This is a genomic window from Mesoterricola sp. JemC181 (assembly GCF_055384585.1).
In genome coordinates this window covers 3,905,615-3,923,767 of sequence record NZ_AP045076.1, presented here as the reverse complement: position 1 = coordinate 3,923,767, position 18,153 = coordinate 3,905,615, and the positions used below count along the sequence as shown (strand labels likewise).

The following is an 18,153-nucleotide window of genomic DNA, read 5'->3' as shown; positions in this document are numbered from 1 at the left end:
TCGGCGGGGGATAACGGTGAGAATCGATCAATTAATATCGAATAAACTATTTAGTTTTTCAGTTTCCCGCTCCGCCCAGATTCTCGCCGAAACCCATCAGCACGGCGGCGTAGCTGGAAAAGATGGAGCATTCTGCCGCCTCCCGGACCCCCATGCAAGATTTGATTATTTCTTTTTTCCCGGTGAATTGGATATAGGATGACCCAACCTCGGAGGAGATCCCGTTGATCAAGACCATTGCAGAGCTTTTTTACGAAGCCCTGGGTCATGACCTGCCCGATGCCATGGCCTACAAGGCCGGGGGAACATATGTCCCGCTCTCCCATCGGGATATCCAAACGACGGTGGAGCGGCTGGCCCTGGCGCTCCGGCACGAGGGGATCCTGGAGGGCGACCGGGTGGCCATCCTCTGCGAGAACCGGCCCGAATGGGCCATGGCCGACTACGCCTGCGCCATCCTCGGCATCGTCTCCGCCCCGGTCTATCCCACCCTGAACCCCCTCTCCACCGAGTACATCATCCGGCACAGCGGGGCCCGGATGATCTTCTGCTCCACGCAGACCCAGCTCGACAAGGTCCTGGCGGCCTGGCCCCGGCTGCCGGAGCTTCAGACCGCGGTGCTCATGGACGGCGAGCCTCCGGAGGTTCCCGGGCGGCGCATCCTCACCTGGAAGGGCCTGCAGGCCGCAGGGAGGCTCCAGGAGGACCTGCGGCCCCAGGTGCGGGTCTGGGCCTCGCAGCGGGACCCGGGCCAGCTCCTCACGCTCATCTACACTTCGGGCACCACCGGCGAGCCCAAGGGGGCCATGCTCACCCACGGGAACCTGGTCTCCAACATCCTGGCGGCCCTGAAGGTGCTAGAGATCCATCCGGGCCAGCGCTGCATGAGCTTCCTGCCGCTTTCCCACATCTTCGAGCGGATGGGGGGGCACTACACGATGTTCCACGCGGGGGTGGCGATCTACTACGTCACCGACCTGGAGAACCTGCCCGCGGCGTTCCTGGAGGTCCGTCCCCAGGTGCTGCTGGCGGTGCCGCGGGTGTACGAGAAGGTCTACGCGCGGATCCGCGAGGCGGTGGCCGCGGCGGGCCCCGCAAAGCGCTACGTCTTCCACTGGGCCATGTGGGTGGGGCGGCGCATGGCGGCCCTGCGCTACGTGGGCAAGGCGCCGGGGCTGCTGCTGGGGGCGCTCTACGGGGCGGCCGACAGGGCCGTCTTTTCCAAGGTGCGGGACCGGCTGGGGGGGCGCCTGGAGATCTCGGCCTCGGGCGGGGCCGCCCTGGGCGCGCCCGTCATGGAGTTCTTCTGGGCGGCCGGCGTGCCGGTCTTCGAGGGCTACGGCCTGTCGGAGACCAGCCCCATCCTGACGATCAACATGGTCAACCAGGTCCGGCCCGGATACGTGGGCAAGCCCCTCCTGGACGAATGGCAGGGCAAGCCCTTCCTCAAGCTCAGCGAGGACGGGGAGATCCTCTGCCAGGGGCCCAACGTGACCCTGGGCTACTGGAACGACCCCTTCGCCACGGAGCAGGCCTTCGACGAGGAGGGCTACTTCCGCACCGGCGACATCGGGGCCCTCGACGAGCTGGGCCGCCTTCGGATCACGGACCGCAAGAAGGAGCTCCTGGTCACTTCCGGCGGCAAGAACGTCGCCCCCCAGCCCCTGGAGCGGCTCCTGACCCAGGACAGGTACATCGCCCAGGCCGTGGTCATCGGGGACCACCGCAACTTCCTCAGCGCGATCATCATCGCCAACATGGCCAGCCTGCGCCGCTGGGCGGAGCGCGCCGGGGTCGCGTACGCGTCCGACGCCGAGCTGGTGGCCCGGCCCGAGGCCATGGCCAAGGTCATGTCGCGCATCGAACGCATCAACGAGCACCTGTCCAACTTCGAGCGCATCCGGAAGATCGTCCTCTCCAGCGAGGAGATGACCCTGGACTCCGGTCTGCTCACCCCCAGCCTCAAGATCAAGCGCAAGGCGGTGTGCGAGCGCTACGCCGACGCCATCGGGAACCTGTACGAAGGTTGCTGACGTTCTTTGACAGGCCGGCCCGTCCGGTGGGAAGGTTGTTTGGTTACCCCAGGTAACTGGACTTGGAGCCACAAATGGAAAGAAGATGGTTGCCCCTCCTTCTAGGGATCACGCTCATGGCCTCAGGCAAGACCCCCGCACCCACCCCCGCCCCCGAGGACGCCTACCTCTGGCTGGAGGACGTCACCGGCGAAAAGTCCCTTGACTGGGTCCGGGCGGCCAACGCCGTCACCGCGAAGGAGCTGGAAGGTTCTCCCGCCTACAGGAAGCTCGAGGACGATCTCCTCGCGATCATGGATTCCAAGGCGAAGATCCCCTACATCACCAAGTCGGGCGCCCACTACTACAATTTCTGGAAGGACGCGGCCCATCCCCGCGGCCTCTGGCGGCGCACCACCCTGGCGGAATACCGCAAGGCCGAGCCCGCCTGGGAGACCGTGCTGGACATCGACGCCCTGGGCAAGGCCGAGAAGCAGGGCTGGGTGTTCCACGGCGCGCAGTTCCTGCGGCCCGGCTATCGCCGGTGCCTGGTCTCGCTGTCTCCGGGCGGCTCCGACGCCGCGGTGGTGCGGGAGTTCGACGTGGAGACCCGGACCTTCGTGGAGGGCGGGTTCCAGCTGCCCGTGGCCAAGTCCGATGTGAGCTGGATCGACCCGGACACCCTTTTCGTGGGTACCGACTTCGGCAAGGGATCCATGACCACGTCCGGGTACCCCCGGATCGCGAAGATCTGGAAGCGGGGCACGCCCCTCGGGCAGGCCAAGGCGGTCTTCGAGGGCCTTGAGACCGACCTGTCGGCGGGGGCGTACCACGACGCCACCCCCGGTTTCGAGCGGGACTTCCTGATCCGCAAGCCCGGCTTCTACACCCAGGAGACCTTCCTCCTGGCCGGGGACGGCTCCCGGCGCCGGCTCGAGGTCCCGGACGACGCCGATCCCTCCTGGCACCGGGAATGGCTGACCCTCAAACTGCGCACCTCCTGGACGGTGGGCGGGAAGACCTACGCCGCGGGGTCCCTCCTCGCCGCGAAGTTCGACGACTTCCTGGCCGGAAAACGCGACTTCGCCGTGCTCTTCCAGCCCAGCGCCACCACCTCCCTGGAGGATGCGACCTGGACCCGGAACCGTCTGGTCCTCAACGTCATGGACGATGTCAAGAACCGCCTGACGGTGCTGACCCCCGGCACCTGGAAATCCGAACCGCTGAAGGGGGCTCCGTCCATGGGCACGGTCCACATCGCCGCAGTGGACGAGGACGTCTCGGACGAATTCTTGATGAACGTGACCGACTTCCTCACCCCCGACCGCCTGTGCCTGGGGACCCCCGGCCGCGAACCTGAGACGCTCAAGTCGCTGCCGGCCCTCTTCGACGCCAAGGGGATGGAGGTCACCCAGCACTTCACGCCCTCCAAGGATGGAACCCGCATCCCCTACTTCCAGGTGTCCCGGAAGGGCATGAGGCTGGACGGCACGAACCCCACTCTGCTGGACGGCTACGGCGGCTTCGAGGTTTCGCGGATGCCCGCATACAGCGGCGTCGTGGGGCGCGGGTGGCTGGAGGCAGGCGGAGTCCTGGTCGTCGCCAACATCCGCGGGGGCGGCGAGTACGGCCCCGCCTGGCACCAGGCCGCCCTGAAGGCGAACCGCCCCAGGGCTTACGAGGACTTCGCCGCCGTGGCGCGGGACCTGGCGGCCCGAAAGGTGACCTCCGCTCGGCACCTGGGCGTCAAGGGCGGCAGCAACGGAGGCCTCCTGGTGGGCAACATGCTCGTCATGTACCCGGAGCTCATGAATGCTGTGGTCTGCCAGGTCCCCCTGCTGGACATGAAGCGGTATTCCCACCTCCTGGCCGGCGCCTCCTGGATGGCCGAGTATGGTGACCCCGACAAGCCCGAGGAGTGGGCCTACCTGCAGACCTTCTCCCCCTACCAGAACGTCAAGCCCGCGCAGAAATACCCCGCCACCTTCTTCATGACCACCACCCGGGACGACCGGGTGCACCCCGCCCACGCCCGCAAGATGTTCGCGAAGATGAAGGACATGGGCTACGACGTGCGGTACTTCGAGAACATCGAGGGCGGCCACGGCGCGGGCGCCGACAACCGCCAGACCGCGCATTTCTGGGCCCTGGCCTACACCTTCCTGGACAAGACGCTGCGCTGAATCACTTCCGCCCCGGAACCCGCAGGTCCGTGAGCGCCGCGAAGGCGCCGGGCGCGGGTTCCGCCGAGGGCGGGCGCGGGGCGGGGATGCTCGCCAGGAGGGCGTCGCGCTCCCTGGCCAGTTCCGTGCCGTCCTCCCCGGCGGCCTTGAGGAAGGGGAAGACGAGGTCCACCTGGGCGGAGGTGATGCGCACCGGAAGGTCGTCGGCCACGAGCTTCAGCCCCTCCCAGCATTCCTGGAACCAGCCGCGGCATTCCACGTCGCGGTGCGCCTCCAGGAGCTCCCGGGCCACGGCCCGGTGGACCTTCTCCGGCAGGAGGCAAAGCCACCGGGAACGGGGCTCGGCGGCGGGCATCGTCCGGGCGAAGGCGTAGGCGGAGGGCCGGTCCGGGCACAGCCGGGCCCAGGAGATCCAGGTCTCCCAGAGCCCGGCGGAGCTTGGCCACCGGCGCAGGGCGGCCTCCAGTTCGGGCATGGCGGCGGCGAGGGGCGCGGCCCAGGCGGCGGTATCCGGGCGCCAGCCGCCCTCGCCGGTCTCCACCTCCAGGAACGCCGCCGTGGCGTCGGCGGCGAGGGCGGGTTCCAGCCCGGGGGAGGGCATGCGGTCCCGCAGGATGCGGAACCGCTTCCGGCGGGCGTCCAGGTGGATGGGGTCCCGGCGGATGAAGGGGTTGAGCCAGGCCAGCCGGGGCGTGTCCAGGGCCTCGAGGGTATGGCCCATCGCGCCGGGACGCGCCGGATCCTCCCAGGCGGCGAGGAGGGTGGTGGCGCCCCGGAAGGCCCCCCAGGCGCTCTGCCCCATGATTTCCGCCTCCCGGGGCGAAGCCATGCCCCAGCGGAGTTCCCGGGGCCCCCAGAGGAGGAAGGCGGGGTCGCCGCGGAGCGCGGCGTCCTGCGCAGGCTTCAGGGGCGGTCCCTTGCGGACCAGGCGCAGAGGCTCCTCCCGCACCGGGATGGGCCAGTCGGGGAGGGCATCCAGCCCCAGGATGCCGGAGAAGCTGCGGGGCAGGGGCTCCATGGCGAAGGCGTCCAGCAGGGCCTGCGCGGCCGCGGGCCAGGAGCCTCCCGCCCACCGGCGGCACTCCAGGGCCGCGGCGTCGGCGTTCTCCCAGAGAAGCTGCTTGCCATAGGCCACCGCCAGCAGGAGCCGCACGTGGACCTGCAGTTCCACGAAGCGCCGCCAGTCCCCGGGCCCCGCGGCCCGGCCCGGGATGACCTCGGGCAGGTCCTCCAGGAAGGCCGCCACGCCTCTCCACTCCTTGCGCATCCAGGGCCTGCGCACCAGGAGGTTGACCTCGAGGCGGCTGGGCCAGGTCTCCCCCGGCGGCGGGACCAGGTCGGGCAGGATACCCACCCGGTCCTCCTCCAGCCCGCGCTCCAGGGCGATCCACAAGGCCCCCTCCCGGGCGCTGCCCGAGGCCGGGGAGCGGGCCCAGCGCTCCCGGGCGGCCTCCCGCAGGCCGGTCATGATGCCTCGCATGCGAGGGGAGCGTCCCGCCTGACCCTCCTCCAGGGCCCGGGCCAGGTCCGGCATGCGGGAGAGCCGCCACCAGTCCGGAAGCTTGAGGAGCTGGTCCAGGGTGTCGGCGGTCTCCTGGTACAACCGGTCCGCCTCGGGCTCCGTCAGGGCCTGGGACAGGCGCAGGCGCGCCCCCAGGACGCCCAGGGCCGAGCCCAGCTTCTCGTCCAGCGCCTCCCCGTGGTCGGGGAACTCCTTCAGGAAGGCCTCCCGGCGCACCCGCACGGTGCGGTAGCCTCCCGCCGTCATCGCCGCGAGCAGGGCCTCGCCGGAAGGCAGCCCCCGGAACTCGAGGATCGTCCTGAAGTCCCGGCTCACCAGCAGGCATCGCGCCTCGGAGGAACGGCTCCAGTGGTCCCACATCAGCACGGCCGGGGACGGGGGCGCCGCGAAGACGGAGAGGTCCTTGTCCTCCTGGAGCCTCAGGAAGGTCTCGTCCAGCCGCCACGGGTCCGGGGCCAGGTCCCGCTCCCGGGCCACCAGGACCCAGGCGGAGCGCCGCGCCGCGTTCTGGAGGACCTGCCTGACGAAGTGCGTCCGGGGGCCGGAGGCCTGGGCCGACAGGGCGCCGGCGAGAAGGATCGTCGGGAGGATCATGCGCGCTCTCTTGGAGGTGGAATCCCAGTCTACTACCCCAGGTGGGTGGGTCTGCCCGTGCGGGCCTCCCCCTCCATCTCCGCGAGGCCCTGGAGGATGCCGCAGTCCTCCACCGTGCGCTCCGTGCGGCAGCGGTCCCGCAGGCTCTTCAGCTGGGCCTCCAGCTGGACCAGCTGGTCGATGCGCACCCGCACGTGGTCGATGTGCTCGTCCAGGATGACGTTGACGGCGCCGCAGTCCAGCTGGGGCTGGTCCAGCAGGGCGGTGAGGGACCGGATCTCGGCGTGGGCCATGTCCAGGGCCCGGCAGTGCCGCACGAAGCGCAGGCGCTCCAGGTGCACGGCGGCATAGCGCCGGTAGTTGGCGCCGGTGCGGCCCGGGGCCGGCAGGAGGCCCTCCTTCTCGTAGTAGCGGATGGTCTCCACGGTGCACTGGGCCGCCTGTGCCAATTCGCCTATGGTCATGGACGGCCCTCCCCGGAAATCCCTTGACCCTAAAGTAGCTTCAGGGTTTGAAATGGGCCATGGCTTTCGACCGAGAACCTTCAACCTGCTCCCACTGCCACTGCGAGGCGGCCGTCCCGGACGCCCCCGGGGAGGTTCCGGAAGGCGCCCTGCGCAGCCGGCTGCGCATCGCCCAGATGGACTGCCCCACCGAGGAGGCCCTGATCCGGAAGAAGCTGGGGGGCCGCAAGGGCCTCCACGGCCTGGAGTTCAACCTGATGGAGCGGGTCCTGTCGGTCGTCCACGCCCCCGGGCTCCTGCCGGAGATCGAAGGCGCCATCCGGGAGCTGGGCATGACGCCCGAGTCCATGGACGCCCCCCCGGCGCCCCCGGCGCGGACGTGGCCCTGGTCCCTGGCCCTGGGCGCCCTGGCCGCCCTGGCCTCCGAGGCGGCGGCCCTGGCCGGACTGCCGTCCTGGGCCTCCCCGGTCCTGGCCGTGGCGGCGGTGGCCGCCTGCGGCCTGGGCACCTACCGCAAGGGCTGGATCAGCCTGCGCAACGGCGACATGAACATCAACGCCCTCATGAGCATCGCCGTCACCGGGGCCATGGCCCTGCGGGAGTGGCCGGAGGCGGCCATGGTGATGGTGCTGTTCGCCCTGGCCGAGCGCATCGAGACGCTGAGCCTGGACCGGGCCCGGAACGCCATCCACGGCCTCCTGCGGCTCTCCCCGGCGACGGCCACGGTCCTGGGCCCCGGCGGCTGGGCCGAGGCCGAGGCCCGGTCGGTGCGGGTGGGGGACCGGGTGCGGGTGGGCCCCGGGGAGGCCATCCCCCTGGACGGGAAGGTGGCCGCGGGGCGCTCCTCGGTGAACCAGGCCCCCATCACCGGGGAGAGCCTCCCCGTCGACAAGGGCGAGGGGGATCCGGTCTTCGCCGGCACCCTCAACCTCACCGGCTCCTTCGAATTCACGGTCACCGCCGAGGAGGGCTCCACCACCCTGGCCCGCATCATCCACGCGGTGGAGGAGGCCCAGGAGTCCCGGTCACCCACCCACCGGTTCGTGGACCGCTTCGCGAAGATCTACACCCCCGCGGTGCTGATCGTGGCCGTGGCGGTGGCGGTGGCGCCGCCGCTCCTCCTGGGGGGCGCCTGGTCCGTGTGGGTCTACCGGGCCCTGGTGCTGCTGGTGATCGCCTGCCCCTGCGCCCTGGTGATCTCCACCCCCGTGACCGTCGTCAGCGGCCTCGCCGCCGCCACCCGCCACGGGATCCTCGTCAAGGGCGGGCGCTGGCTGGAGGAGGGCCGGAACCTCGCCTGGATCGCCTTCGACAAGACCGGCACCCTTACCCGGGGCGAACCGGCGCTCACGGATTTCGCGCCCCTGGCCCTGGAGGGGGACGCCGCGTGGCGCCTGGCCACGAGCCTGGCCTCCCGTTCGGACCACCCCGTGTCCCGGGCCCTGGTGCGGCCCGGCGTCCCCGTGGCCGAGGTCGAGGCCTTCCGCGCCCTGCCCGGCCAGGGGGTGCAGGGGAGCATCGGCGGCACCGTCTACAGCCTGGGCAACCACCACCTCATCGAGGAGCTGGGGGTCTGCTCGCCAGAACTGGAGGCGCGCCTCGAGGCCCTGGAGCAGCAGGGCAAGACCACCCTCCTGCTCACCGACGGCAAGGCCGTCCTGGCGCTGTTCGCCCTCGCCGACGAAGTGCGCCCCGGCAGCCGCGACGCGGTGGCCGCGCTGCACGCCCTGGGCCTCCGCACCCTCATGCTCACGGGGGACAACACCCATACCGCCAGGTCCATCGCCGCCCAGGTGGGCATCGACGAGGCGCTGGGGGACCAGCTCCCCGAGGACAAGGCCCGGGCCATCCGCTCCAAGGCCGGGAAGGTGGGCATGGTGGGCGACGGCATCAACGACGGACCGGCCCTGGCGGCGGCCCACATCGGCTTCGCCATGGGCGCCGCGGGTTCCGACACCGCCATCGAGACCGCCGACGTGGCCCTCATGGACGACGACCTGGGGAAGATCGCGCGCTTCATCCGCCTGTCCCGGGACACCCGCGCGATCCTGGCCCAGAACATCGTCCTCGCCATCGGCATCAAGACGGTGTTCCTGGGCCTGGCCATCGCGGGGCGGGGCACCATGTGGATGGCGGTGTTCGCGGACATGGGCGCCAGCCTTCTGGTGGTGTTCAACGGGCTCCGGCTGCTGAGGAAGTGATCAGTTCGCCTTCTTGGCTTCGATGTTCAGCTCGATGTCGACGTCGTCGCCCACCAGGCCCGCGCCGTAGGAGACGCCGTAGTCCATTCGGTTGACCTTGACCGCGCCCTCGAAGGCGGCGACCACGTTCTTCCAGGGATCCACGGCCGTGCCCAGGTTGTTGATGGGGAGCACGATGGTCTTGGAGACGCCCTTCATGGTGAAGGTGCCGGTGATCTCCAGCTTGCCCTTGGCCACTTCCTTGACCGCGGTGCTCTTGAAGGTGATGGTGGGGAACCTGGCGGCGTCGAAGAAGTCGGGGCCCTTGAGGTGGGCGTCGCGCTTGTCCTCGTTGGTGGAGACGCTGGCCACGTCGATGGTCACGTCCACGCTGGACTTCGTGATGTCCTTGGTGTCGACCACCACGGTGCCCTCGGCCTTGCCGAAGCGGCCCTGGACCTTGGAGAGGAGGTGGCGCACCCGGAAGCCGACGCTGGAGTGGACGGAGTCGATCTTGTAGGTGTCGAGGGTGGAAGGGGTCGCGGCCAGCAGGCCAACCGAGGGGACGGAGAGCAGCAGGGCGATGGCGGGAAGAACGAAGCGGGAAGCGGGGTTGCGCATGGGGGTCTCCGATTAGGTGTTCAAACACCATATAGCCATGGTAGGCTCTTTTTTAGATGTTGCAACATCTTTCTTGAAAAAGATCCCGCCCCCTCCACAAGGACCCCGCCGCCATGCCGATCCGAGACGAATTGTTGATTACAAAAGATATGCACCCAGGCCAGGAGCTCCTTCTCTCCATCCTCCTCACCCGGGAATTCGTCTCCCGGCTCTCCGACGAGCGCCTCTTCAAGCCCGCGGGGATCACGGACCAGCAGTTCAATGTCCTGAGGATCGTGAAGGGGGGTCCCGCGGAGGGGTCCCTGATCCGGGAGATCCGCCGGCGCATCCTCACCTGCCGCGCCGACGTGCCGCGGCTCGTTGACCGCATGGTCCGGGCCGGCCTGGTCACGCGCCGGGAGGATCCCGCGGACCGGCGGGGCTGCCTCGTGAGCCTCACGGTCGAGGGGGACCGGTTGGCGGCGCAGCTGGCTCCGGTCCACGACGCCTTGTGCCGGGAGGTGGAGGCGCTGCTTCCGGCCGAGAGCCGCGCCATGCTGTCCGGGCTTCTGGAGGAATTCCGGGCGGGGATCCAGAAGAAGTTCAGGGAAGCCTGAATCCGTTCGCCCCGGTCCGTCGTATTCATCAGTGAGGAGGCGGACATGGACAGCGGCATGAGCAGGAACCAGTTCCTCAAGATGATGGGCGTCGGCGGGCTGGTGTTCGCGACGGGGCTGCCCGGGTTCGGCGGCGGAGGTGCCAAGGGGGACGACTTCTGCTTCGTCCAGCTCTCGGACATCCACTGGGGCTTCGAGGGACCGAAGGCCAACCCGGACGCCGCGGGCACCTTCCCCAAGGCCATCGAGGCGGTGAACTCCCTGAGCCCCCAGCCGGACTTCATCATCTTCACGGGCGACCTCACCCACGACACGCCCGACGGCGACGCCCGCCGGAAGCGCATGGCGGAATTCAAGGCCCAGGCCGCGCGGCTCAAGGCGCCCAAGATCTTCTACCTGCCCGGGGAGCATGACGCCGGCGAGGACCGGGGCGAGGCCTACCGGGAGGCCTTCGGACCCTCCCACTACGCCTTCAGCCACAAGGGCGTCCATTTCATCGCCCTGGACAACGTCTCCCAGGAGGGGTCCATCCTGGGCAGGCCGCAGCTCGCATGGCTCGCCTCGGAGGTGGCCAAGGTCCCCAGGGACGCGCCCCTGGTGATCTTCGCGCACAGGCCGCTCTTCGACCTCTTCCCGGACTGGGACTGGGCCACCCTCGACGGGGAGGACGCCCTGGCCCTGCTCAAGGACCACCGGAACGTCACCGTCTTCTACGGCCACATCCACCAGGAGCACCACCGCCTCACGGGGCGGATCGCGCACCACGCGGCCACCTCCCTGATCTTCCCGCTCCCGGCCCCGGGCTCCCAGCCCAAGCGCGCCGCCGTGCCCTGGGATCCCGCACAGCCCTACAAGGGCCTCGGGTTCCGCCAGGTGCGCGACGTGGTGGCAGGCACGGCCCTGCGCCAGGAGATCTCGGAGCAGGCGCTGGCGAAATTCCTTCAGGCCGCCAAGGTGCCCGCGTGAGCACGCGGCGGGAATTCTGCGCGGGCTGCTGCCTCCTGGCCTGCGGCGCGGTCCTGGGGGCGCAGCCCGCGCCCGACGGGGAGGCTCCCCTCAAGCGGACGCAGGAGACCCGCGCGGGCATGAAGCCCGGATCGGTGCGGGACTACCGCAAGCTGGGACGGTTCTTCCTCGTGGCCGACGCCGCGGGGATCTACGCCCTCACCTCGGTGTGCACCCACCGGGGCTGCAACGTGAACGCCGCGGGCGCCGAGGGCTTCCACTGCCCCTGCCACGACAGCGAATACGACCCGCAGGGCCGGGTCACGGAGGGACCCGCCCAGCTTCCGCTGCGCCACCTGCTTGTGCGGGAGGCCGGAGGGCTCCTGGAGGTGGACGTCTCCGTCACGGTGGATCCAACCGTGCGCATCTGAGCTATCCTTTCCGGATCGGAGCCTGCGCCATGGCCATCGCGCCCGTCCCCAGGACGCCCCAGGAGGAGGAAGCCGCCCTGGCCGCGGGAATCGCCGCGGGGGACGAGGAGGCCCTCCAGGAACTGCACCGGAGGTACGCCCCCCTGGTGTTCCACCTGGCCTGCAAGTCCCTGGACCGCCCCGCCGCCGAGGAGATCACCCAGGACGTCTTCGTGGCGGTGTGGCGGAGGGGGGCAAGCTACGATCCCGGGCGCGGGACCGTGCGCACCTGGCTGCTGGGCATCGCGCACAACCGCATCCTGGACGAGCTGCGGTCGCGGTCGAGGCGGCCCGGGTCCGAGGGGACGGTGGACGACCTGGAGCTTGCCGCCCAGGATCCCCTTCCCGACGAGGCCCTCTGGCGGGACTACCAGCGCCGCGCCATCGCCCAGGCCCTGGCGGCCCTGCCCGAGGCCCAGGCCCGGGCGCTGCGCCTGGCCTACTTCTCCGAGCTGTCCCACGGGATGGTGGCCGACGCGCTCCACGTGCCCCTGGGCACCGCCAAGACCCGGATCCGGTCCGGGCTGAGGGGCCTCTTCCTGCGCCTGGGCGCGCTGGTGGCCGCACTGCTGGTGGTCCTGGGCGTTCCGGCGGTCATCGTCGGCCAGCGCCAGCGCGCACGGGACGCCCGGGCCCTGGACGTGCTGGCCAACAGCCACCTCCGGATCCTCAAGCTGATTCCCCCCGGCCTGGCCTCCCAGCCGGAGACGGCACAGCACGCGGCCTTCCGCGGCGTCCCGGGCCGGGAGACCGCCGTGCTCACCCTCACCCGGTTCCCGGCGCCCCCCGCCGGAAAGCACTATGTCCTGTGGTTCGGCCCCCGCCCCGTGGTGCTGCCGGATCCCGACCGGGAGGGCAAGGCGCTCGCCGTCCTCGAAGGGAGCTGGCTGGCCGCGCCCTGGCCCGCCGAGCTGTCCATCACGGCCGAGGCGGGGAGGCCGCTGGTGCCCACGGGGCCGGTGGCGGTCAGCGCCGCTCCGCCTTCACCGTGAGCCCGTTCTGCCTGATGACGAGGGCCACGACCTTGCCCGCGCCGTCCCGGGTGAAGGTGAATTCGGCGCCGGCGCCCGGGGCCTGGAAGATGTCCTTGTCCACAGGCTCCACCAGCACCTCGGCCTGATGCGTGCCCTGCACGTAGAGGAGGGTGCCCCGGCGGGTGACCTTCACGGTGAAGTCGTCGGAGGCGCGGTACTTCCCGACCAGGCGCTGGAGCGCGGCCTCGTCCATGGGGTCGGCCAGGACCCGCTCCGCCTTGACCTGGCCTCCGCCCTGGCGCAGGAAGAAGCTGTATCCGCCCGTGCCCCGCACGGGGTGGAGCACGGCGTCCAGGGTCAGGGCGTAGAAGTCGCCGGCGCTGTCGAAGCCCAGGTCCAGGGCGGGCTGCCCCTCGATCTGCGCGACGAGGCCGCCGTCCTTCGTCCAGAGCGCGATCTTCGTCCCGCCGGGAAGCGTGTACCGGCCGGTCATGCCCTCCAGGAGGCCGCTGCCCGGGGGCACCGGACGGCGGGGAAACCCGGGCGACGGGACACTGCCGTCCAGAAGGGAGAGGCCCATGGGCACCAGGCCCCCGAGGTTGGAGAGGGAGGTGTCCGCCAGGAGCACCACGCCCCGGCGCCGGTCGGGATCGAGGGCCACGAGGCTGGAGAACCCGCCGGTGGCGCCCTCGTGGTAGAGGATCTTCCGCCCCGCGACGGTCACGATCATCCAGTTCATGGCCACGGGGGGCATGGAGGCCTCGAGGGGCGTCTGGGTCCTCCTCATGGCCGCGGTGATGGGGGACTCGCGCCTGCCCAGCTCGGCCTCGACGTAGCGGACCATGTCGGCGAGGGACGCGCGCACGCCGCCCACGCCCGCCATCTCCACCGGGAAGTCCCAGGCCCCCGCGGGGCGCCCGTTGGAGGCGTGGCCCTGGGCCTCGTTCCGCCCGGTGCGGCGGATGTGGGCGTCCTCCATGCCCAGGGGCTTGAAGACGTCCCTGGCGAGGAGGGCCTCGTAGTCCAGGCCGGCGCGCCGGGCCAGTCCGCCGGAGAGCAGCATCATGGCGAAATTGGAATAGCGGTAGCGGGTGCCCGGGGCGGCGTCGAGCCTGACGTCCTCGAGCGAACCCAGGAGCTGCGCGGGCGTGAGGGAGGCGAAGGGGTTCGAGTCGTCCTCGGGCCGGAGGCGCCCCGGTAGGGAGGGCAGGCCGGAGCGGTGGGTGAGGACGTGGGCGAGGGTGATGGGCCGGCCCTCGAAGTCGGGGACCTTGGCCTCCTTGGGCAGGTACTTGGACAGGGGGTCGTCCAGCGACGCCTCGCCCTTGAGGATGAGGTCCGCCACCAGGGCGGAGGCCATGGTCTTGGCCACCGAGCCGATCTCGAAGGCGGTGTGCGCGTCCAGCCTGGCGGGGTGCAGGGCGTCGGCGGAGACGATGGCCTCGGCCGTGGCGTCGCCCACCAGGGCGGCGGCGACGGTGACCCCGGTGCGGTCGCCCAGGAACCGGGCCTCGAGGGCGGCGCGGAGCTCCTGCTGGGGGGTGGCGGCGGGCAGCACGGCGGCGGCCAGGAGGAAGGCTAGGACGGGGTGTTTCACGGTTGACTCCCTTCCCGAGCCTAACGCAAATCCGGGGAGCGCGTCGTTCCGGGCCGCCCCCGGGAACGATGCTATAGTTCAGCTCTCGTCTTCCGGAACGTACATGAGCCTTCAGGGCCCCAGCGCGTCGTGGCAGGATCCCCGGGACCGCCTCGGCGGCTACCTGGGCGGCTGGCGGGCCTACGTCTTCGCGGCCCTCGCCACGTCGGCCACCCTGGGCCTCCGGCTGACCTTGCACAAGGCCTTCGGGGAACGCCCCCTGATGATCCTGTTCATGCTGCCCATCATCTTCAGCGCCTTCCTGGGGGGCATGGGCCCGGGTCTCCTGGCCACGGGGCTCTCCGGCCTGCTCCTGCTCTACTTCCTCCTCCCTCCCGCGCACTCCCTGGCCGTCGCCAGCCCCTTCGACCTGGCCCAGCTCACCATACTGCTGGCCAGCGGAGGCCTGGTGAGCGTCCTCGCGGGCGCCCTCCTGCGGTCCCGGGCCCGGGAGGCCACCGCCACCGCCGAGCTCCAGGCCGCCCTGGAGGAGGACATGGCCGCCCACCGCGCCCTGGGGGTCAGCGAGAACTCCCGCCAGCTCCTGGACGCCCTCTACCGCGGCCTCATGGAGACCACGCCCGCCGGGTGCTTCGTCACCGACGGGGACTGGCGGATCATCCTGGTGAACCAGGCCTACGTCCAGCGTTCCGGGTACGGCCGGGAGGAACTCCTCGCCATGCGGGTCCCCGACCTGGCCACGGACGGGGCCGACGCGTCCTACCGGCGGATCCTGGCCGAGGGGCAGGTCCGGTTCGAGACCCGCCACCGGGCCCGGTCCGGCGAAGTCTGGCCCGTGGAGGTCGTCGCCTCCTACTCGCCCATGGAGGGCGGGCGCTGCTTCGTGTTCTGCCAGGACATCACCGAGCGCGTCGAGGCCCTGGAGACCGTCCGGTCCATGGAGCACTTCAACCGCGCGATCCTGGATTCCGTCAACGCCCAGCTGGCGGTGCTGGACCCCCGGGGCGCGATCCTCGCGGTCAACGCCCCGTGGAGGGCGTTCGGCAGGGCCGGTGGCGCGGGGCCCGGTGGGGACGTGGGGGACAGCTACCTGGCCGCGTGCCGCAAGGGGGCGCAGGAGGGCGCTCCGGGGGCCCGGGAGGCCCTCGACGGCATCCTGGCGGTCCTGGAAGGCCGGCTGCCCCGGTTCTCCCTTGAATACCCCTGCGACACCCCCGACGACAAGCGCTGGTTCACCATGTACGTCACGCCGCTGGGGGACTCGGGGGGCGGGGTGGTCATCGCGCACACGGACAACACCTCGCGCAAGCGCATGGAGATGGCCCTGGTGGAGAGCGAGAAGCGCTTCCAGGACATCGCCAGCGCCTCCTCGGACTGGTTCTGGGAGATGGACCGGGAGGGCCGCTACACCTACGCCTCGGAGAGCGTGGCCAAGGTGCTGGGCTGGAGCCCGGCCGAGATGGCCGGACGGTCCGTGCTGGACGGTTTCCCGGCCGGGGAGCGCCAAGGGATGGAGGCCCGGTATCTCCGCCTCTTTTCCGAGGCCAGGGGCTACCGGAACCTGCCCGCGACCCAGGTGCGCAAGGACGGGACGCTCTGCCACGTGCTCACGTCCGGAACCCCCCTCCTGGACGACGCCGGGACCTCGAAGGGCTTCCGGGGCCTGGACCGGGACGTGACGGACGTGAGGGCCGCGGAGGAGCAGCACCGGCGGCTGGAGGGCGAGCTGGCCCAGGCGCAGAAGCTGGAGTCCATCGGCAGGCTCGCCGGCGGGGTCGCGCACGACTTCAACAACATGCTGGGGGTGATCCTCGGGCAGGCGGAAGTGGCCATGATGATGCCCGGCTCCAAGCCCTTCCACTCCTTCCTCGGGGAGATCATCAAGGCGGCCAGGCGCAGCGGGGACCTCACCCGCCAGCTGCTGGCCTTCGCGCGCAAGCAGGTCATCACGCCCCGGGTGCTGGACCTGAACGAGACCATCCAGGGCATGCTCAAGATGCTGGGCCGGCTCATCGGCGAGGACATCACCCTGGCCTGGATGCGCAAGGAGGGCCTCTGGCCGATCCGCATGGACCCCTCCCAGATCGACCAGATCCTCGCCAACCTGGCCGTCAACGCCCGGGACGCCATCCTCGGGGTGGGAAGGGTCACCATCGGCCTGGAGAACGTCCGCGTCGGGAAGGACTTCCTGCAGGAGCACCCGGAGGCGGTGGAGGGCGAATTCGTGGCGCTCTCCGTGGCCGACTCGGGTTGCGGGATCGACCCCGAGGTCCTCAAGCACATCTTCGAGCCCTTCTTCACCACGAAGCCCCTGGGCAAGGGCACCGGCCTGGGCCTCGCCACCGTCTTCGGGATCGTCAAGCAGAACGACGGCTTCATCCTGGTGGAGAGCCAGCCCGGGAAGGGCGCGCGGTTCCGGATCTACCTGCCCCGGCACCTGGGCCCGGAGGACGTGGCCGGGGGGGACTCCGCCCCGGCGATCCCCACGGGCAACGGCGAGACGATCCTCCTGGTGGAGGACGAGGCCACCGTCCTGGTGGCGACCCGGATGCTCCTGGAGCAGCTGGGGTACGTCGTGCTCCCCGCCCAGGGCGCCGCCAGGGCGCTGGAGATCGAGGGCGCCTTCCAGGGGAACCTCGACCTCCTGCTGACGGACGTCGTGATGCCGGAGATGAACGGCAGGGAGCTGTCCGAGTGGATCCGGAACCGCAGGCCGGGCCTGCCGGTGCTGTTCATGAGCGGCTACACGGCCGACATCCTGGATCCCCACGGCGTACTGGAGGAGGGCGTGCACTTCATCCAGAAGCCGGCCTCGGTCCTGGAGCTGGCCCGGGGCGTGGAAGGCGTCCTGGGGCGCCGCCCCAGGGTATGATGGGGCCATGCAAGGTGGGAACCCCATGCGAAAAGCCGCAGCCATCCTGTTCATCCTGGCCTCGGGCCTCGTCATCGGCTGGTGCGCCGGCCAGGGGGCTGCGAGGGGCCCCGCCGCGCCGCGCCCGGTGACCCCGCGGGGCGCCCTGCCCGCCGCCGAGCAGAGCGTCGTGGACCGGTTCCGGGAGGCCCGCGCCTCCGTGGTCTACCTCACCAGCCTGGCCTACCAGCAGGACCTCTTCTCCCTGGACGTGCAGGCCGTGCCCACCGGCACCGGCTCGGGGTTCATCTGGGACTCCGGCGGGCACATCGTCACCAACTACCACGTGATCCAGGACGCCCAGGAGGTCGAGGCGGCCCTGGCCGACGGCAGCCGGCACAAGGCCAGGGTCATCGGCGTGGCCCCGGAGAAGGACCTGGCCGTGCTCCTGCTCCAGGACGGCGCCTCGGCCAAGCTGAGGCCCCTGCCCCTGGGCACGTCCGCCGACCTGCAGGTGGGCCAGGGGGTCATGGCCATCGGCAATCCCTTCGGGCTGGACCAGACCCTCACCACCGGCGTGGTGTCGGCCCTGGGCCGCGAGATCCAGAGCGCCACCCGCCGGCGCATCACCGGCGTGATCCAGACCGACGCGGCCATCAACCCCGGCAATTCCGGCGGCCCCCTGCTGGACAGCGCGGGCCGGCTCATCGGCATCAACACCGCGATCCAGAGCACCTCGGGCAGCTCCGCGGGCATCGGCTTCGCCGTGCCGGTGGACACCATCAACCGCATCGTCCCGCAGCTCATCTCGAAGGGCCGGCCCGTGCGGGTCGACCTGGGCTTCGACCCCCTTCCGGAGGGCTGGGCGGCCTCCATCAACGTGCCGCCCGGGGTCATCGTTGGCCGGGTGCGGCAGGGCGGCTCCGCGGAGCGGGCCGGGCTGCGGGGCCTGACCCGCCAGGGCCGGGGCTACGCCCTGGGCGACGTGATCGTGGGCGTCAACGGGGCGGCTGTGAAGGACATGGACCGCCTCCTGGACCTGGCCGAGGCGGAACCCTCCGGCGGGCGGCTCCAGCTGGAGGTCCTGCGCGACGGCAAGCGCGTCAGGCTGAACCTGGACCTGGAGCCCGGCAGGATCTGAGCG

Annotated in this window: 13 protein-coding genes; 9 read left to right on the top strand and 4 right to left on the bottom strand. The window is 70.8% G+C overall.

The features are described from left to right. Positions 1-224 precede the first annotated feature (224 nt). Together ACZ5MC_RS17310 and ACZ5MC_RS17305 are read left to right on the top strand one after the other, a co-directional pair. A complete protein-coding gene (locus ACZ5MC_RS17310) occupies positions 225-2,033 on the top strand; it encodes an AMP-dependent synthetase/ligase (RefSeq protein ID WP_464516357.1) in 1,809 nt (602 codons plus the stop codon). Positions 2,034-2,107: 74 nt separating this feature from the next. Beyond that, the gene (locus ACZ5MC_RS17305) at positions 2,108-4,195 is read left to right on the top strand and encodes a prolyl oligopeptidase family serine peptidase (protein ID WP_464516356.1); all 2,088 of its coding nucleotides are present in this window, start codon (positions 2,108-2,110) and stop codon (positions 4,193-4,195) included. A 1-nt stretch (position 4,196) separates the two neighbouring features. On the opposite strand, the gene ACZ5MC_RS17300 is transcribed toward ACZ5MC_RS17305, so the two are convergent. Further along, positions 4,197-6,311: a hypothetical protein gene (locus ACZ5MC_RS17300; protein WP_464516355.1), complete on the bottom strand. Its 2,115-nt coding sequence runs from the start codon at positions 6,309-6,311 to the stop codon at positions 4,197-4,199. A gap of 32 nt (positions 6,312-6,343) precedes the next feature. Next, positions 6,344-6,775, bottom strand: coding sequence for a Cd(II)/Pb(II)-responsive transcriptional regulator (gene cadR, locus ACZ5MC_RS17295; protein ID WP_306601730.1), 432 nt, complete (start codon positions 6,773-6,775; stop codon positions 6,344-6,346). A gap of 59 nt (positions 6,776-6,834) precedes the next feature. On the opposite strand from cadR, the gene ACZ5MC_RS17290 reads away from it, so the two are divergent. Beyond that, on the top strand, positions 6,835-8,976 hold the full coding sequence (locus tag ACZ5MC_RS17290; RefSeq protein WP_306601729.1) for a heavy metal translocating P-type ATPase: 2,142 nt from the start codon (positions 6,835-6,837) through the stop codon (positions 8,974-8,976). Here ACZ5MC_RS17290 and ACZ5MC_RS17285 read toward each other — a convergent pair whose 3' ends face one another. Next, the gene (locus tag ACZ5MC_RS17285; RefSeq protein WP_464516354.1) at positions 8,977-9,576 is read right to left on the bottom strand and encodes a YceI family protein; all 600 of its coding nucleotides are present in this window, start codon (positions 9,574-9,576) and stop codon (positions 8,977-8,979) included. It lies immediately after the preceding gene. Positions 9,577-9,725: 149 nt separating this feature from the next. On the opposite strand from ACZ5MC_RS17285, the gene ACZ5MC_RS17280 reads away from it, so the two are divergent. Genes ACZ5MC_RS17280 through ACZ5MC_RS17265 form a run of 4 tightly spaced genes read left to right on the top strand, consistent with a single transcriptional unit; the run spans position 9,726 to position 12,579 of the window. Then, a complete protein-coding gene (locus ACZ5MC_RS17280) occupies positions 9,726-10,172 on the top strand; it encodes a MarR family winged helix-turn-helix transcriptional regulator (RefSeq protein ID WP_306601727.1) in 447 nt (148 codons plus the stop codon). A gap of 45 nt (positions 10,173-10,217) precedes the next feature. Then, positions 10,218-11,138, top strand: a complete 921-nt coding sequence (locus ACZ5MC_RS17275) for a metallophosphoesterase family protein (protein ID WP_306601726.1) — start codon at positions 10,218-10,220, stop codon at positions 11,136-11,138. Continuing rightward, positions 11,135-11,548, top strand: coding sequence for a Rieske 2Fe-2S domain-containing protein (locus ACZ5MC_RS17270; protein ID WP_464516353.1), 414 nt, complete (start codon positions 11,135-11,137; stop codon positions 11,546-11,548). The genes ACZ5MC_RS17275 and ACZ5MC_RS17270 overlap by 4 nt, the downstream gene beginning before the upstream one ends. A 29-nt stretch (positions 11,549-11,577) precedes the next feature. After that, positions 11,578-12,579 (top strand): RNA polymerase sigma factor, encoded by a 1,002-nt coding sequence (locus ACZ5MC_RS17265; protein WP_464516352.1) that lies wholly within the window; start codon positions 11,578-11,580, stop codon positions 12,577-12,579. Here ACZ5MC_RS17265 and ACZ5MC_RS17260 read toward each other — a convergent pair. Next, a complete protein-coding gene (locus tag ACZ5MC_RS17260) occupies positions 12,554-14,158 on the bottom strand; it encodes a serine hydrolase (protein WP_306601723.1) in 1,605 nt (534 codons plus the stop codon). The two genes, ACZ5MC_RS17265 and ACZ5MC_RS17260, sit on opposite strands and share 26 nt — an antisense overlap. A gap of 103 nt (positions 14,159-14,261) precedes the next feature. Between ACZ5MC_RS17260 and ACZ5MC_RS17255 the strand changes: the two genes are divergently transcribed. Together ACZ5MC_RS17255 and ACZ5MC_RS17250 are read left to right on the top strand one after the other, a co-directional pair. After that, positions 14,262-17,030 (top strand): PAS domain S-box protein, encoded by a 2,769-nt coding sequence (locus ACZ5MC_RS17255; RefSeq protein ID WP_464516351.1) that lies wholly within the window; start codon positions 14,262-14,264, stop codon positions 17,028-17,030. A gap of 25 nt (positions 17,031-17,055) precedes the next feature. Next, on the top strand, positions 17,056-18,150 hold the full coding sequence (locus ACZ5MC_RS17250) for a S1C family serine protease (protein ID WP_306601721.1): 1,095 nt from the start codon (positions 17,056-17,058) through the stop codon (positions 18,148-18,150). Positions 18,151-18,153: the final 3 nt, after the last annotated feature.

Bases quoted from the DNA above. Each gene is read 5' to 3' on its own strand.
- ACZ5MC_RS17250 (WP_306601721.1), top strand. From the start codon at position 17,056: ATGCGAAAAGCCGCAGCCATCCTGTTCATCCTGGCCTCGGGCCTCGTC.
- cadR (WP_306601730.1), bottom strand. From the start codon at position 6,775: ATGACCATAGGCGAATTGGCACAGGCGGCCCAGTGCACCGTGGAGACC.
- ACZ5MC_RS17300 (WP_464516355.1), bottom strand. From the start codon at position 6,311: ATGATCCTCCCGACGATCCTTCTCGCCGGCGCCCTGTCGGCCCAGGCC.
- ACZ5MC_RS17255 (WP_464516351.1), top strand. From the start codon at position 14,262: ATGAGCCTTCAGGGCCCCAGCGCGTCGTGGCAGGATCCCCGGGACCGC.
- ACZ5MC_RS17305 (WP_464516356.1), top strand. From the start codon at position 2,108: ATGGAAAGAAGATGGTTGCCCCTCCTTCTAGGGATCACGCTCATGGCC.
- ACZ5MC_RS17265 (WP_464516352.1), top strand. From the start codon at position 11,578: ATGGCCATCGCGCCCGTCCCCAGGACGCCCCAGGAGGAGGAAGCCGCC.
- ACZ5MC_RS17275 (WP_306601726.1), top strand. From the start codon at position 10,218: ATGGACAGCGGCATGAGCAGGAACCAGTTCCTCAAGATGATGGGCGTC.
- ACZ5MC_RS17290 (WP_306601729.1), top strand. From the start codon at position 6,835: ATGGCTTTCGACCGAGAACCTTCAACCTGCTCCCACTGCCACTGCGAG.
- ACZ5MC_RS17280 (WP_306601727.1), top strand. From the start codon at position 9,726: ATGCACCCAGGCCAGGAGCTCCTTCTCTCCATCCTCCTCACCCGGGAA.
- ACZ5MC_RS17285 (WP_464516354.1), bottom strand. From the start codon at position 9,576: ATGCGCAACCCCGCTTCCCGCTTCGTTCTTCCCGCCATCGCCCTGCTG.